The sequence below is a fragment of the Mammaliicoccus sp. C-M13 genome (genome assembly GCF_022386845.1).
GTDB lineage: Bacteria > Bacillota > Bacilli > Staphylococcales > Staphylococcaceae > Mammaliicoccus > Mammaliicoccus lentus.
In genome coordinates this window covers 278,222-293,044 of record NZ_JAJNHQ010000001.1, presented here as the reverse complement: position 1 = coordinate 293,044, position 14,823 = coordinate 278,222, and the positions used below count along the sequence as shown (strand labels likewise).

Genomic DNA, 14,823 nt, shown 5'->3' with positions numbered 1-14,823 from the left:
ATTTACTTTTCAATTTGTAATAATTTTTGTTCAAAAATATTTCTTAAGAACTCTGGCATAATATAATTTATTTCCATATCTTTCAGTATAGGGAAATATCTTCCGAATGTATACATATCGATTGTGCCCAATTTATAATATTGATTATCTTGAACTTCTTCGCCTTTTACAAAACATTGTCCTGTCGACTCAATGTAGCCGATATTTTTAAATACATATCCTCCAAATATATCTCCTCTAAATCCAAACCCAATTGCCACTTCATCAATATAAGATTGTTCCATCGCTTTATATATGATTTGTTTGAGTTCAGTCCCTTTGAGATCAATCGTAGCTGTATTAATAGGATGAGGTAACATTTGATGAATATCAAATTCTGTTAATTCATTACCAGACTTCTCTTTCACTATAAGGCCTGCATTTATAATCGCACAGTCTGCTTCAGTAAATTCTAACACACTTTCACAAAGCAAATCTGTTGTATAACTTGCACTATTTAACCTTCTTGGCAAAGAAAAACTTCTATTTAAAACTGGTCTGTTGAGCAAGGTTCTGCCCTTTTCTTCATAATCATTATTAACGTGTTCTAATTCATCACTATTTAATATATGCGCTTCTTTTTTTATAATTTTTTTATTTTTTATTTCTAAATCTACTTGACCTACATAATGTCCGTACTTTCCAGCGGCAGCCATCAACACGCCATTCTTCATTTCACCATTTTCAAAATAGTGATGTGTATGCGCTCCAAAAATAATATCAATTTCAGGACATTCTTCACATAATTGCTCATCAAAGAATATGCCAACATGACTAAGAACCAATAATACATCATAATCCCCTTCAACTTGAGCTATTTCATTTTTTAAAGCAAGTAATGGCGTCGTGACTTTCCAGCCTAGAGTTTCATAAAAATGATTAAAAGGAGCAGTCAAACCTATCATGCAGATTTTTAATCCGTTCACTTCTTTAATAATATGTGAAGTGATGTTACGTGGTAATTCACCTTCAAAATCAAATAAATTACAGCATGTTATATCAAATTTTGCATCATCGTATAATCGATTTAATGCATCATGAGAAATAGTCATACCCTCATTATTACCGATAGTCGCAACATCAACCCCGCTATCGTTTAATATTTTTACGTTTTCTGTACCTTGTGAAGCTTCAGTTAATGGATGAAATAAATCTATATGATCACCAATATCAATGTATATCGTGTCATGATTAATGTTTTTTCTTTGTGTTTTAATGTACTTAGATATTTTAGCGTATGTATCTAAATGGCTATGAATATCGTTCGTATGGAATATCGTGAGTTTCACAAGTTCAACTCCTTAAAGAATACTTTTTACAATCAAATATATACCTAAAATTAACATCGTAAATCTCAAAATTAAAACAACTGTATCTGATTTAATTTTACTATTAATTCTCACGCCTATTTTGGCCCCAAAATAACTAGAAATAATCAATACAATCGCGTGGACCCATAATACGTTTCCTTGAACAACGTGACTGACTGAACTAGAAAAACTTGAGAAGAATATCATCATCATACTTGTTCCTACAGCTACATGTGGTGGGAACTTAAAAATAATAATCATAAGTGGCGTCATTAAAGCACCACCACCTATTCCAAATAAACCCGTTGTTATACCTACAATAAATGAAGAAATAATTGCTACAACTGGTGGAATACCATATCGATGTTCTTCTCCATAGCGATCTGTAAATGATTTCATATATTTCTCTTGTTGAAAATATTTAATAGGTTTAACGCTATTTCTAATCATTAAAATGATAGAAATAATAATAAGAAATATACCGAAATATAAATTAAATGAATCTAACGTTAAATATCTACTTATATATGCACCAATTAGCGCACCAGGAATAATACCTATTAAAAATATCAAACCATTTTTAACATCTACTTGCTTTGTTTTTAAATAACCTAATGTAGCTGTTAATCCTGTAGTAATCAGAATTACTGAAGAAGTACCAATTGCTCTTTGAGGTGTCATTCCAGATAAAAGTTGATGGTCTATACCAAAATAAACAAGTGAAGGTACTATAATAATACCCCCACCGATGCCTACTAGCGCACCGATAATTGCTGATAAAGCACCGATTAATATTAATACAATATATGCCACATCGTCACCTCTAAAATAGTTTTAGTTGTTTAGGAGCTAAACCTTCATATTTAATATCTAATAAATCTTGGTAAGTTTTAGCATTTTGTGCAGCATGACCACCTGAATTATTATTAAATACTACGTATACGTCTTTCGCTTTATGATTCAAAATTTTGACTTTATCACTTAATTCTTTCAATTCCGCTTCATTATAATTATATAAATAACGAACATCTCGCCATTCTTGATCAGTCATATCTTTTTTAGTCCAACCGTTAACATTACGCCCATGATAACGCACAAAAGCAATATCATGAGTAACTCGGTTCACCATAGGTATTGAACCATCTCCACTTTGAGGCTCATCACATACACTATGGATAAAATTCATATCTGTTAAAAATTCCAAAGTGTATTCTTTTACATCATTTTGAAACCAAGTTCTGTTTCTAAATTCTATACATACATCAAATTCTTTTAATTGTTCACGAACATACCTTAAATAATTAATATTTTGTGTTTGTAAATCAAACCAAGGCGGAAACTGAACAAGAATCATCGCTAATTTACCCGAAGCTTTCAAAGGCCTCATAGAATCTTTAAATAAATTAAATAATTCTTTCTTGTCTTCAGCAAATTCTTTCGCATCAGCATGACCTGTCAAAGCTTGGTGAATTTTAACAACAAATCTAAAATTCTTTGGCGTTTCACGAATCCACTTCTCAATATTTCTTTGCGGTTGAATTGCATAATAAGTCGCATCCAACTCCACAATAGGAAAATGAGAAGCATAAGCTTTTAATTTATCTTTTTTATTAGAAAGATCTGTGTATAAACTATCATGATCTCCCCAACCCGTTAGCCCAATTTTTATCATATTTTATCACCATATTCATCATACCATATAGCGTATTTATAGTTCAGTCTGTATGATTAAAACGATATAAAAAAAGACTAAGACATTTTTCTTATGTCTTAGTCTTATAAAATATTAGTTTCAATTACAAATTATAATTTTTTTATGTAATCATCAATATTATTAATATTGATTTATCTTCTTATCATATTCATTTTCAGAAATGTATTCTATATGATAAACCCATTTCCCTTTATGTCTAATTTTTACATATTTTTGAGAAGGATCATATCCGGTAAAAGTTAATAAATAACTATTTCCACGTCCCTTTTCATCATAAGACTGAATATCTTCATATCTTTGCGCGTCTACTAAAGCCTGACCTCTTAATTCCTCAATATTTTCATGATTAGGTACTTTTGCATAGCTCAACTGTTCTTTGACGAATGGGTTTAATCTATCCAATTTATCATTCGTATACATAGCGAAATACACAGCAATACATGAAAATAATAAAACTAGAAGAACAACAACAAATTTTCTTTTTACCACTGACTTCACCTCGTCTCAAATTCTTTAAGCATTATCTCATATTCTTTTTAATTTATATTAAAAAGAATATAATAAATTCATAATATTCTGTCAATAAGGTTTTATACATTTATTTCCATAGAAAACCCCCGCCATCTTCTTGTTGATGGTGGGGGTTTGTGTTATATTTTACTTAGTCAAGATACCTTGCATAAACTTATTAAATGATGGCCGTCATTGGGTAATGTTTATGTTTAAGGTATTTTTTTCTTTTTTATTCTCCATATTTATACCTCCTATTTCAATTTTAATACTTGTCCGATTTGTATCACATCTGATGTTAATCCGTTTAATTTCTTTAATGTTGCTACTGTAACACCTGTTTTTTGACTAATTCCCCACAGTGTATCTCCGGCAACAACTGTATACGTTGATGGTTTACTTCCAATCGCTGCTCCATGAATGGCTTCTGCTAATGATTTTGTATATGCGTTTAGGTTGTTCTTAATAGCATTCATATCTTTAGTCGAAGTAATGAACCCTAATTCTACAAGTCTATAGTTGATATATTCTGCTTTTGCAACGTTACAATTTAATAGGTCACTTCTCTCTGTAATACCTCGAATTGTACCAACATGCTTTTTAACGGCTGCTTGTAATGCTTTGTCGATATTATCTGGCGCTAATCCACTCGGTATAATAACATGCCCTCCTGTTGCGGATGCCGACGCTGAATCTAAATGAAACTCTACTACGATTTCATATCCTTGCGATTTAACCCAATACAGCCCATAATCTGTCTTGTTACCTACTTGTTGTCCGTATGCTGTATCTTGATACATATCTTGGTCTTTACCATACACTGCAACATTATTACCTGCTTGTTTTAAGTAGTTTGCTACTCTATCTACAATATTAGCTCTAATAAAATCTCTTTCATTTGTTCCATTTCCTACTGCTCCTGGATCGTTATAACCGTGACCTGCAACTATCATAATTTTTTTACTCATTTTAACTTCTCCTTTATTTTTAGATTGATCTAATTTTTGATTTAATTTTGTAATGTCATAATTTTCTATCGGTATACCACTACACACTCTTGATACTTCACTTGTAATGTCTGTTCCTTTTTCTCTTAATTGAATATGCAAATGTGCACTCATAGGGTTATCGTCATAGTTTGTATCGCCTTGTAAGCCTATGATATTTCCTTGTATCACTTTATCTCCTTTGGAAAATTTCAAAGAATCTCTTTGCATATGACCGTAAATCCAGTCGTTTCCATTGCTATCTCGTATTTCCATCGTCCCACCAAAATTACCGAATGGTTCGCTTAAAATAACTGTTCCACTTGCAACTGCAGGTATTTCGTCAGTTTTATTATTAAAAACATCAAATGCTCTGTGATACCCACTGCAAAATGCATCATAGTTTATACCATCTTCTACATAATTTCTATAACCATAATTCTTTGGATAATCTTCAAATGTTCTTGGATCTGATGATATTTCCCATCCTTTCTTAGTTAAATATGATATCGCTGTTAACATATAATCATCCTTTACATTTTTATTTTTTTCCTGATTCTTTCAAAAACTTTTCTTGCGCTCTAGATTGATTAGTTATAATGAATGTATTTTTCCAAATACCGTATAAAACAAACAATATTGGAACACCTGTATTAAATACATTCATCCATGCATTTAACTTATCTGGGCTTAACCATTCTATATAAATGCCTGAAGCGTTTAAGGCTAAATATAGTGCGCCTAAAAATCCACCAATCATTGCAATGAATTGTTTAACTTTATCTAAATCAACTCCTAACCCCCTTTCATCTTCTGAATAATTCAAATCTACTTTGTTTGTTTTGAAGTTCATTTTAACCATGTCTATCACCTCCTTGGTTACACTATAGTATAACTTTCGGTTGACGTCAATAACTTTTGGTTATATTTTTTTATTTTTTATTTGAATTAATATAACTATTGGTTATAATAAAGTTATAAAACATTTAAGGAGCGGGAAGCTTATGGTGTCTGAAAATAAACTCTCGGAACAAATTAGTTTATTAAGAACAAAGAATGGATGGACGCAACAGAAGTTAGCAGACGAACTCAATGTTTCAAAACAATCCATTTCTTATTGGGAAACAGGAAGAAAAGCACCAAAGATGAAGAAAATAGAAGAAATGGCTAAATTGTTTAATGTAAGTGTCAGTTATATATTAGACGGGGAAACAAAACAATCTTATAACTCCACTGCAGAAACAATAGCTGCACATTTAGATGGAGAATTATCAGAAGAAGAGTTAAAAAAAGTATTAGAATATGTAGACTTTTTGAAGCATCAAAACAAATAATCTATATTTAATAATCGATTACTATGGTGGGGATATTTTGAATAGATATGAAAAAACACTGATCAATAATGAACACATCGTCATAAAAGAAACCAATCATCTTCCAAAGGATATGAAAGGTTTATATGTAGATGGATTAATTTTGTTGAAAGACAATTTATCAGACAAAGAAAAATTAGAAGTTCTAGGTGAAGAGTTAGCCCATCACGATATTACATATGGAGATATATTAGATACTAACGAATTATGGAAATGGAAGTTTGAACATAAAGCAAGACGACTTGGCTTTGAAAAGATTATTCCTTTACAGAATATTGTTCAAGCCTACCAATCTGGCGTGCATAATAAATATGAATTAAGTAATTATTTAGACGTATCAGAAGGATATATTGACGAAGTATTAGAACATTACCAACAAAAATATGGGTTAAGCACGTGGTATGAAAACTACTTAATTAAATTTAATCCCTTACAAGTATTTGAATATAAAGAAATCAATTAAAAATAATAGCCCTAACTCGTTGAATTTAATAAACGAATTAGGGCTTTTTAATATATTCATTTTTTGAAAGTTAAAAACTTACCACTCAGCAATACTTCCGTCTTTATGTCTCCAAACTGGATTATGCCAATCATGACCTTTTTCAGCCATTTTTCTAACAAGGTCTTCATCGATTTCTACACCTAAACCTGGACCTTTTGGAATTTTGACATAGCCATTATCAAATTCAAACACTTCTTTATTTTTGATGTAATCTAAAATATCGCTACCTTTATTATAATGAATACCTAAACTTTGTTCTTGAATAAATGAATTATGACAAGTAGCGTCCACTTGTAGACATGAAGCTAGTGCTATAGGACCTAGTGGACAATGCGGTGCTGCTCCAACATCATAAGCTTCAGCCATAGATATAATTTTTTTACATTCTGTTATACCTCCAGCGTGAGATAAGTCAGGTTGAATGACATCAACATAGCCACTTTCTAAAATTGGTTTAAAGTCCCATCTTGAGTATAGTCTCTCGCCTAAAGCTATAGGAATACTTGTTGTCTGACTCATTTCTCTTATCGCTTCTATATTCTCACTCAATACAGGTTCTTCTATAAACATCGGATTAAATTGTTCTAATTCTTTTGCTAACACTTTTGCCATTGGTCTATGTACTCTACCATGAAAATCAATACCAATGCCTAGATTATTGCCAACCGCTTCTCTAATCCCAGCTACTCTTTCAACAACACTTTCAATTTTATCGAAACTATCTATATATTGTAATTCTTCTGTCGCATTCATTTTAATAGCTGAAAATCCATTCTCATACGCTTTTTTAGCAGCGTTAGAAGTATCTATCGGTCTATCTCCACCTATCCAAGAATAAACTTTCATGGAGTATCTACAAGCGCCTCCCATTAATTCATGAACTGGTGCATTATAGTATTTACCTTTTATATCCCATAAAGCTTGATCAATACCAGAGATGGCACTCATTAATATCGGGCCGCCTCTATAAAAGCTACTTCTATACATCATATTCCAATGATCTTCGATATTTAAAGGGTTCTCTCCCATTAATTGTTGCATAAACTCATGTACAGCTGCTTTTACTGTTGCTGCTTTACCTTCTATTACTGGTTCGCCCCAACCAACGATTCCTTCATCCGTTGTAATTTTTAAAAATAACCAACGTGGTGGCACTTGAAATAATTCATAATCAATAATTTTCATTTTATGCACGTCCTTTTTTCAAATGTACAATATCACTAAATTGTTTTGCTGTTTCTTCTAAATTTTTATAATATTCTTCATTTGCTTCTAATTTAGTATTCACTAAAGAACTACCTAATCCAACGCCAACAGCGCCAGCTTTCATAAATTGCTCAATATTATTTAAATCAATACCACCCGTCGGTAACAATGGAATTTGTGGTAAAGGCCCTTGTAAATCTTTAATATATTCTGGCCCCATAGATGTTGTAGGAAATACTTTAATAATATCTCCACCATACTCATATGCATCTAAAATCTCAGTAGGAGATAATGCACCTGGTATGCTCACTGCCCCATATTTTTTAGTCATTTGTATTGTTTCTTTATTCAGTGTTGGCGATAAAATAAACGTAGCTCCACTCAATATCGCTAGTCTTGCTGATTCTGCATCTAATACTGTGCCTGCACCAACAACGACTTTATCCTTCATCTCAGTAGCAACTAGTTCGATAGATTCTAAAGCTTTAGGAGAATTCATTGTGATTTCAATTGCTCGAATACCTGATTTATATAAACTTTTAACAATTGGTAAAATATCATCAGGCTTTGCGTTTCTTATGATTGCTATAATTTTAGTTTCTTTTATTGTATTTAAAGTGTCCATTTTGACAGCTCCTTATCTAATAACATCATCTGTTTTATCTTGATTTTTGAATTGCTCAAGTTCATTCTTACTTGGCAATCCTTCTACATCACCTTTGACCGTAGTAACGAGAGCACCTGCATTACATGCTTGCTCCACAGCATCATGTAATGATAATCCGTTAATAAATCCTGCTATATATCCAGCTGCAAAACCATCTCCAGCACCTACAGGGTCAACTACTTCTATTTCTTTAGATGCTTTCGCATAACCAGATTCATTTCGGGTTTGATAGTATGCACCTTTTTCTCCTAACTTTACAATAACTGTTGAAGGTCCTAAATCAACAATATGTTGAGCGATTTTATCTTCAGATTTCTCATTAAATAAAAATTCTCCTTCACTTATACCAGGTAAAACAATATCACTTAAAGAAATAATATTAAGTAAAGTTTCTCTTGCTTCTTCTTCGCTCCATAACTTTAATCTTAAATTTGGATCAAAAATAACTTTTAAACCTAGTTCTTTAGCGACATTAATTAAATAAAGAACAGCTTCTTTACAGTTTTCACTTAATGCTGGTGTAATACCTGTTATATATAAATATTTAAATTGTGATATATAACTTTTATCAATATTATCTTTTGACATTATGCTAGCAGCTGAATCATTTCTATAATAATGTACATGTGTTTGGTCATATCGTGCCTTTTCTTTAAGGAAAATGCCTGTGCGTGCTTCATCAGTCAATTTTACTGAATCTACATTAATACCCTCACCTCTCACGAATGAAAGTATTCTATGTCCTAATTCATCGTTACCAAGTTGACTAATCCATCCAGTTCTTACACCAAGTTTTTCTAATCCAATAAGCGTATTCGTTTCCGCTCCAGCTATATGAGTAGAAAAGTCACGAGCATAGCGCATTGGTCCAACTTCATTTGGAGAAAAAGCAATCATCGTTTCACCTATCGATAATACATCCATTATTCTAATCCTCCTTAAATATTAATAACCATCTGCGTTATATAAGCGAGCTGATAAACCACCATCGATAACTAAGTGCTCACCTGTCATCATTTCAGAATCATCTGAAGCCAAGTATTGAGCTAATTTGCCAATATCTTCTGGTTCGTTAATTCTTGAAGTAGCATGTAAATCTAAGACACCTTGTCTAACTTCCTCTTCATTATCCATTGAATCAAACCAATTTTTTAAGTGGGCAGTATTTGTAAATCCAGGGCAAATAGCATTTACTCGAATATTATATTTACCTAAGCTCAACGCCATTCCTCTTGTCATACCATTTACACCACCTTTAGCAGCGGCATACATGTCTGTATCAGGTAATGTAGCGATTGAATGGTTAGAAGAAATATTAATAATAGAACCACCGTTTTGTTTTTTCATTTCTGGAATTACGTGTTTTGAGCATAAGAATGTACCTCTTAAGTCGATATTAATAATTGAATCCCAATCTTCTACAGTTGCTTCTTCAATAGATTTAAATACCGTAATACCTGCATTGTTAACAAGCGTATTAATTTTTCCATAATGCTTCACTGTTTCTTCTACCATATTTATTATACTTTCTTCTTTAGAGACATCAGTTTCTACAAAATATGCATCTCCACCATCTTGAATAATTTCTTCAACCGTTTCTTTCCCAAAATCTGCATCAATAGTAGCTACTACTATTTTTGCTCCTTTATGACCCAATTGCTTAGCAATACCTTTTCCTATACCTTTTCCTGATCCTGTTACTATTACGACTTGTTCGTTTAAATTAGCCATTATAAATCCTCCCTATTTTTATTTATTTGGTTTTGGCAAAGTAAATATGTCTTCAACAATTAAAGAAGCTGCACCTATCGTATACAAATTCTCACCTAGTGCTGATGTAATGATAGGTGTTTTTTTAGCTTCTTCACCCATTACCTTAAATTGAATAACTTCTTTAATAATCGGTAGCAAAATGTCACTGATTTTAGTTAAGCTACCTCCTAACACAATAAACTTAGGTCCGAACAAATTGATTAAAATTGTAAAACCTAATCCTAAATTTCTTCCAACTTCTTTTGCTATATCGATGCAAAGTTCATCACCTTTGTTTACTGCGTTATAAAAGTCATCTATATTCAAGTCATCAATGTTTATATTCTGCATTGAAAATACATTACTTTCACCTAATTTCAATTTACGTTTTAACATTTTCAAAATAGCTGTTTCAGATGTAAACGTCTCTAAGCAACCATAATTCCCACATGAACATAATGGACCATCTGGATCGATTGTTACGTGCCCAATTTGACCCGTTACATGATGTGTACCTTTAAATATGGAGCCATTGTTGATAATACTTGCGCCCACTCCATAATCTACCAGGACTGAGATGAAATTCGTTTCATCTTTTCCTTGGCCAAACCACATCTCCGCCAGTGCAGCGCTATTACAGTCATTATCAATTATTACTTTGAGTTGTGTTATGCTTTCTAGAATCTTTTTAATCTCAATATTTTCCCAACCTAAATTAGGTGCAAAAATATTCTTACCTTCTTTAGTATCTACAAGACCATGCATTCCAACACCTATACCTAATACTTCAATTTGTTTTGCTTTATACTTATTTGCAATTAATTTAATTTGCTCACCTAAATATTCAATGGTTGAATTTGGATCCTTTTGCTTGTTCATTTCTATTTGAATTTGATCTAATATTTCAGCCTTCAAATTACTTACGATAATTTTTGTTGAGTAAGCACCAATTTCTAAACCGACTATAACTTTCTTCTCTTTATTAATATCTAACGGTATAGGCTGTCTACCTCTTACTTTTATTTCAGAAGGTTTTTCTTGAATCCATTGTTCTTCAATCAAAATAGAAACTATTTCAGATACAGACGGTCTAGATAAGTCAATCTGTTTAGCTATTTCCACTCTAGAAATAGGTCCATATTTTTGAATTGTTCTTAAAACGAGTTGTTTATTATAATCTTTCATCAAATTCACATTAATTCTTGATGAATCTTTCATAGCCGTCCTCCATTACCTTCAGTAATCTACAATAACTATTAATATGTTAAATAAAATATTTTTCACTTGATTTTCTATCTGCAAAGGCTTACATTTAATATTAAATCAGATTTAATAATTAAAAACAAGTATTTAGTTATTTAAGATAATTAAATCTGACATTTGTCTTTAAATATTTAAAATTTTGGAGGTTATTAGAATGGGAACAAGCAATTTTCGAACAAAGTTAATATTCTTCCTAGGAGCTTTAGGTGGATTGCTTTACGGTTACGATACAGGCGTAATTTCAGGCGCTTTACTATTCATAAAAAATGACATACCACTTTCAAGTACTGCTGAAGGATTTGTCGTTAGTTCAATGCTTATCGGGGCTATATTTGGTGCCGGTTCAAGTGGACCATTATCAGACAAGCTTGGACGACGTAGACTTGTGTTTATAATAGCAATCGTATTTATTGCTGGTGCGCTATTACTTGCAGGTGCACAAAACTTAAGCATGCTTGTTATAGGTAGATTTATAATCGGGTTAGCTGTAGGTGGTTCTTCAGCAATCGTTCCGGTATATCTATCAGAAATGGCTCCTACAGATAAAAGAGGGTCGCTCAGTTCTTTAAACCAATTGATGATAACAATTGGTATACTTGCTTCATATCTTATAAACTATGCTTTCGCAGATATGGAAGCTTGGAGATGGATGGTTGGACTAGCTGTTGTACCATCAGTTATCTTAATGATTGGTGTATACTTCATGCCAGAAAGTCCAAGATGGCTACTCGAACATAAAAGTGAAAAATCAGCTCGTAAAGTTATGGGTATGACGCGTAAACAAAAAGAAATTGATAAAGAAATTGACGAAATGAAAGAAATTATAGACATTTCAGAAAGTACTTGGACTGTATTGAAATCAGTATGGTTAAGACCAGTACTCATAATTGGTTGTTTATTCGCTCTACTACAACAAATAATCGGTATTAACGCAATCATTTATTATGCACCTACTATCTTTACAAAAGCAGGTTTAGGAGATTCTACTGCAATATTAGGAACAGTAGGAATAGGTTCAGTAAACGTGATTGTTACAATCTTTGCTATTCAAATCATAGATAAAATAGATAGAAAGAAACTATTAATTACTGGTAACATAGGTATGGTTGGATCATTACTTATAATGGCAGGATTAGTATGGACAATCGGTCTTGGTTCAACAGTTGGTGCTTGGATTATTGTAGCTTGTCTAACACTATTTATTGTATTCTTCGCATTTACTTGGGGACCAATATTATGGGTAATGCTACCAGAATTATTCCCAATGAGAGCTAGAGGTGCTGCTACAGGTATAGCAACATTATCACTATCAATCGGGAGCTTATTAGTAGCTCAATTATTCCCAATACTTACGTCAGTATTAAGTATTGAGCTAGTGTTCTTAATCTTCGCAGTAATCGGTATTTTAGCTATGATATTTGTTATTAAGTATCTACCAGAAACAAGAGGACGTAGCTTAGAAGAAATAGAAGTAGACTTAAGAAATAGAACATCATCTACTAAATTATCAGAAGTAGATTAATATTAAAGTTTTGAAAAATGAAGAATAAGCTTTAGAGTTTCGGATAAAAATCCCAACTCAAAATAAATAAGCATATCACTTAACTGATTATTTCAGTTTGAAAGTGATATGCTTATTTTTTATATAATATACGATTTTGTACACGCATGCTTGCCTAGAGTATGGTTCGAGACTGTAGTCTCTCACTCACACTATTTCCTCAGGCGTCAGCACTTTACAAAATCGTAGAAAATATCGCTCTAACGGGCTTGTTTACTAGCACTTGCTCGTTAGAAAATGTAACGGGCTTGTCTCAAATTTCTTGCACATTAAAGTGATGTATCATATATATTTAATGTGAAATTACATTATAATTATGCAAGATATTGTGCTAACGGGCTTGTTTATTAGCACTTGCCCGTTAGAAAATGTAACGGGCTTGTCTCAAATTTCTTGCACGTTAGAGGCTTTACCTTCTTCTTATCCATCATAAACAATAAGCTACTCGCACTTATAAAACAAAACCCCCTCACCAATTAAATTGGTAAGGGGGTTTGTCGTTATATAATTAACCGATTGAACCTTCCATTTCGAATTTGATTAGACGGTTCATTTCTACTGCGTATTCCATTGGTAGTTCTTTTGTGAATGGCTCAATGAAGCCCATTACGATCATTTCAGTTGCTTCTTCTTCTGAAATACCGCGGCTCATTAAGTAGAATAATTGTTCTTCAGATACTTTAGAAACTTTCGCTTCGTGTTCTAATGAAATGTTATCATTCATAATTTCATTATAAGGAATTGTATCTGATGTTGATTCATTATCCATAATTAAAGTATCACATTCAATGTTAGAACGAGCACCTGTAGCTTTACGGCCAAAGTGTACTTGTCCACGGTAAACTACTTTACCGCCATTTTTAGAGATTGATTTAGATACAATAGTTGAAGATGTGTTTGGTGCTTTATGAATCATTTTAGCTCCAGCATCTTGAACTTGTCCTTTACCTGCAAGTGCTATAGATAATGTCATACCTCTAGCTCCTTCTTCAAGTAAGAAACATGATGGATATTTCATAGTTAACTTAGAACCTAAGTTACCATCGATCCATTCCATCGTACCATTTTCATAAACAAACGTACGTTTTGTAACTAAGTTATAAACGTTGTTTGCCCAGTTTTGGATTGTTGTATAACGGCAATATGCGTCTTTTTTAACAATGATTTCAACTACTGCTGAGTGTAGTGAGTTTGTTGTATAAACTGGAGCAGTACAACCTTCTACGTAGTGTACTGAAGAACCTTCGTCTGCAATGATTAAAGTTCTTTCGAATTGACCCATATTTTCAGAGTTAATTCTGAAGTAAGCTTGTAATGGTGTTTCAAGTTTTACACCTTTAGGTACGTAAATGAATGATCCACCTGACCATACTGCTGAGTTTAATGCTGAGAATTTGTTATCTGCTGCTGGAATTACAGAAGCAAAGTATTCTTTGAATAAGTCTTCGTTTTCACGTAAAGCTGAATCTGTATCTTTAAAGATGATACCTTGTTCTTCTAAGTCTTTCTCCATGTTGTGGTATACAACTTCTGATTCATATTGTGCAGATACACCTGCAAGATATTTTTGTTCAGCTTCTGGAATACCTAATTTATCGAAAGTGTTTTTAATTTCTTCTGGTACTTCATCCCATGAACGTTCAGAACGTTCTGATGGTTTTACATAATATGTGATTTCATCAAAGTTTAATTCTGATAAATCGCCACCCCACATTGGCATTGGCATTTTATAGAATTGTTTTAATGATTTCAAACGGAAATCTAGCATCCATTGTGGTTCATCTTTCATTTCAGATATTTTTCTAACAATTTCTTCTGTCAAACCTCTACCTGAACGGAAAATAGAAACGTCTTCATCATGGAAACCATATTTATAATCTCCAACTTCTGGTGATTTTTTAGCCATTTTCTTCACTCCTCTTTTATTATAGCTTACG

15 protein-coding genes are annotated in these 14,823 nt (G+C 32.4%); 3 read left to right on the top strand and 12 right to left on the bottom strand.

Annotated elements, in window-relative coordinates:
- Positions 1 to 2 precede the first annotated feature (2 nt).
- The 6 genes from LQ615_RS01505 to LQ615_RS01480 all read right to left on the bottom strand — a co-directional run bounded on the left by LQ615_RS01505 (position 3) and on the right by LQ615_RS01480 (position 5,421).
- Positions 3 to 1,328, bottom strand: a complete 1,326-nt coding sequence (locus LQ615_RS01505) for a bifunctional metallophosphatase/5'-nucleotidase (RefSeq protein ID WP_064211453.1) — start codon at positions 1,326 to 1,328, stop codon at positions 3 to 5.
- 12 nt (positions 1,329 to 1,340) lie between these two features.
- Entirely contained in the window at positions 1,341 to 2,162 is an 822-nt protein-coding gene (locus LQ615_RS01500; RefSeq protein ID WP_016999762.1) for a sulfite exporter TauE/SafE family protein, read from the bottom strand.
- A 10-nt stretch (positions 2,163 to 2,172) separates the two neighbouring features.
- Positions 2,173 to 3,021, bottom strand: coding sequence for a DUF72 domain-containing protein (locus LQ615_RS01495; RefSeq protein ID WP_239703763.1), 849 nt, complete (start codon positions 3,019 to 3,021; stop codon positions 2,173 to 2,175).
- A gap of 162 nt (positions 3,022 to 3,183) precedes the next feature.
- Positions 3,184 to 3,552, bottom strand: coding sequence for a YxeA family protein (locus LQ615_RS01490; RefSeq protein ID WP_016999760.1), 369 nt, complete (start codon positions 3,550 to 3,552; stop codon positions 3,184 to 3,186).
- A gap of 275 nt (positions 3,553 to 3,827) precedes the next feature.
- Positions 3,828 to 5,081 (bottom strand): N-acetylmuramoyl-L-alanine amidase, encoded by a 1,254-nt coding sequence (locus LQ615_RS01485; protein WP_016999759.1) that lies wholly within the window; start codon positions 5,079 to 5,081, stop codon positions 3,828 to 3,830.
- 19 nt (positions 5,082 to 5,100) lie between these two features.
- Positions 5,101 to 5,421, bottom strand: a complete 321-nt coding sequence (locus LQ615_RS01480; protein ID WP_016999758.1) for a phage holin — start codon at positions 5,419 to 5,421, stop codon at positions 5,101 to 5,103.
- Positions 5,422 to 5,563: 142 nt separating this feature from the next.
- Here LQ615_RS01480 and LQ615_RS01475 point away from each other — a divergent pair, with 142 nt between their 5' ends.
- Both LQ615_RS01475 and LQ615_RS01470 read left to right on the top strand, forming a co-directional pair.
- A complete protein-coding gene (locus tag LQ615_RS01475; RefSeq protein ID WP_026023660.1) occupies positions 5,564 to 5,893 on the top strand; it encodes a helix-turn-helix transcriptional regulator in 330 nt (109 codons plus the stop codon).
- A gap of 37 nt (positions 5,894 to 5,930) precedes the next feature.
- Positions 5,931 to 6,395 carry an ImmA/IrrE family metallo-endopeptidase gene (locus tag LQ615_RS01470; protein ID WP_016999757.1) on the top strand — a complete coding sequence of 155 codons (465 nt, stop codon included), beginning with the start codon at positions 5,931 to 5,933 and terminating at the stop codon, positions 6,393 to 6,395.
- 78 nt (positions 6,396 to 6,473) lie between these two features.
- On the opposite strand, the gene dgoD is transcribed toward LQ615_RS01470, so the two are convergent.
- Genes dgoD through LQ615_RS01445 form a run of 5 tightly spaced genes read right to left on the bottom strand, consistent with a single transcriptional unit; the run spans position 6,474 to position 11,280 of the window.
- The gene (gene dgoD, locus LQ615_RS01465) at positions 6,474 to 7,622 is read right to left on the bottom strand and encodes a galactonate dehydratase (RefSeq protein WP_070044942.1); all 1,149 of its coding nucleotides are present in this window, start codon (positions 7,620 to 7,622) and stop codon (positions 6,474 to 6,476) included.
- 1 nt (position 7,623) lies between these two features.
- Positions 7,624 to 8,268, bottom strand: a complete 645-nt coding sequence (locus LQ615_RS01460; RefSeq protein WP_016999755.1) for a bifunctional 4-hydroxy-2-oxoglutarate aldolase/2-dehydro-3-deoxy-phosphogluconate aldolase — start codon at positions 8,266 to 8,268, stop codon at positions 7,624 to 7,626.
- A gap of 12 nt (positions 8,269 to 8,280) precedes the next feature.
- Positions 8,281 to 9,234 carry a sugar kinase gene (locus LQ615_RS01455; protein WP_016999754.1) on the bottom strand — a complete coding sequence of 318 codons (954 nt, stop codon included), beginning with the start codon at positions 9,232 to 9,234 and terminating at the stop codon, positions 8,281 to 8,283.
- Positions 9,235 to 9,255: 21 nt separating this feature from the next.
- Positions 9,256 to 10,041 carry an SDR family NAD(P)-dependent oxidoreductase gene (locus LQ615_RS01450; RefSeq protein WP_016999753.1) on the bottom strand — a complete coding sequence of 262 codons (786 nt, stop codon included), beginning with the start codon at positions 10,039 to 10,041 and terminating at the stop codon, positions 9,256 to 9,258.
- A gap of 18 nt (positions 10,042 to 10,059) precedes the next feature.
- Entirely contained in the window at positions 10,060 to 11,280 is a 1,221-nt protein-coding gene (locus LQ615_RS01445; RefSeq protein WP_070044941.1) for an ROK family transcriptional regulator, read from the bottom strand.
- A 199-nt stretch (positions 11,281 to 11,479) separates the two neighbouring features.
- Here LQ615_RS01445 and glcP point away from each other — a divergent pair, with 199 nt between their 5' ends.
- Entirely contained in the window at positions 11,480 to 12,847 is a 1,368-nt protein-coding gene (gene glcP / locus LQ615_RS01440; protein ID WP_016999751.1) for a glucose transporter GlcP, read from the top strand.
- Positions 12,848 to 13,394: 547 nt separating this feature from the next.
- Here the strand turns inward: glcP and sufB are convergent.
- The gene (gene sufB, locus LQ615_RS01435) at positions 13,395 to 14,792 is read right to left on the bottom strand and encodes a Fe-S cluster assembly protein SufB (RefSeq protein ID WP_017000941.1); all 1,398 of its coding nucleotides are present in this window, start codon (positions 14,790 to 14,792) and stop codon (positions 13,395 to 13,397) included.
- Positions 14,793 to 14,823: the final 31 nt, after the last annotated feature.

Coding starts and splice junctions, on each gene's coding strand:
- LQ615_RS01455 (WP_016999754.1), bottom strand. CDS start 9,234: ATGGATGTATTATCGATAGGTGAAACGATGATTGCTTTTTCTCCAAAT.
- LQ615_RS01495 (WP_239703763.1), bottom strand. CDS start 3,021: ATGATAAAAATTGGGCTAACGGGTTGGGGAGATCATGATAGTTTATAC.
- LQ615_RS01450 (WP_016999753.1), bottom strand. CDS start 10,041: ATGGCTAATTTAAACGAACAAGTCGTAATAGTAACAGGATCAGGAAAA.
- sufB (WP_017000941.1), bottom strand. CDS start 14,792: ATGGCTAAAAAATCACCAGAAGTTGGAGATTATAAATATGGTTTCCAT.
- LQ615_RS01460 (WP_016999755.1), bottom strand. CDS start 8,268: ATGGACACTTTAAATACAATAAAAGAAACTAAAATTATAGCAATCATA.
- glcP (WP_016999751.1), top strand. CDS start 11,480: ATGGGAACAAGCAATTTTCGAACAAAGTTAATATTCTTCCTAGGAGCT.
- LQ615_RS01480 (WP_016999758.1), bottom strand. CDS start 5,421: ATGGTTAAAATGAACTTCAAAACAAACAAAGTAGATTTGAATTATTCA.
- dgoD (WP_070044942.1), bottom strand. CDS start 7,622: ATGAAAATTATTGATTATGAATTATTTCAAGTGCCACCACGTTGGTTA.
- LQ615_RS01475 (WP_026023660.1), top strand. CDS start 5,564: ATGGTGTCTGAAAATAAACTCTCGGAACAAATTAGTTTATTAAGAACA.
- LQ615_RS01485 (WP_016999759.1), bottom strand. CDS start 5,081: ATGTTAACAGCGATATCATATTTAACTAAGAAAGGATGGGAAATATCA.
- LQ615_RS01445 (WP_070044941.1), bottom strand. CDS start 11,280: ATGAAAGATTCATCAAGAATTAATGTGAATTTGATGAAAGATTATAAT.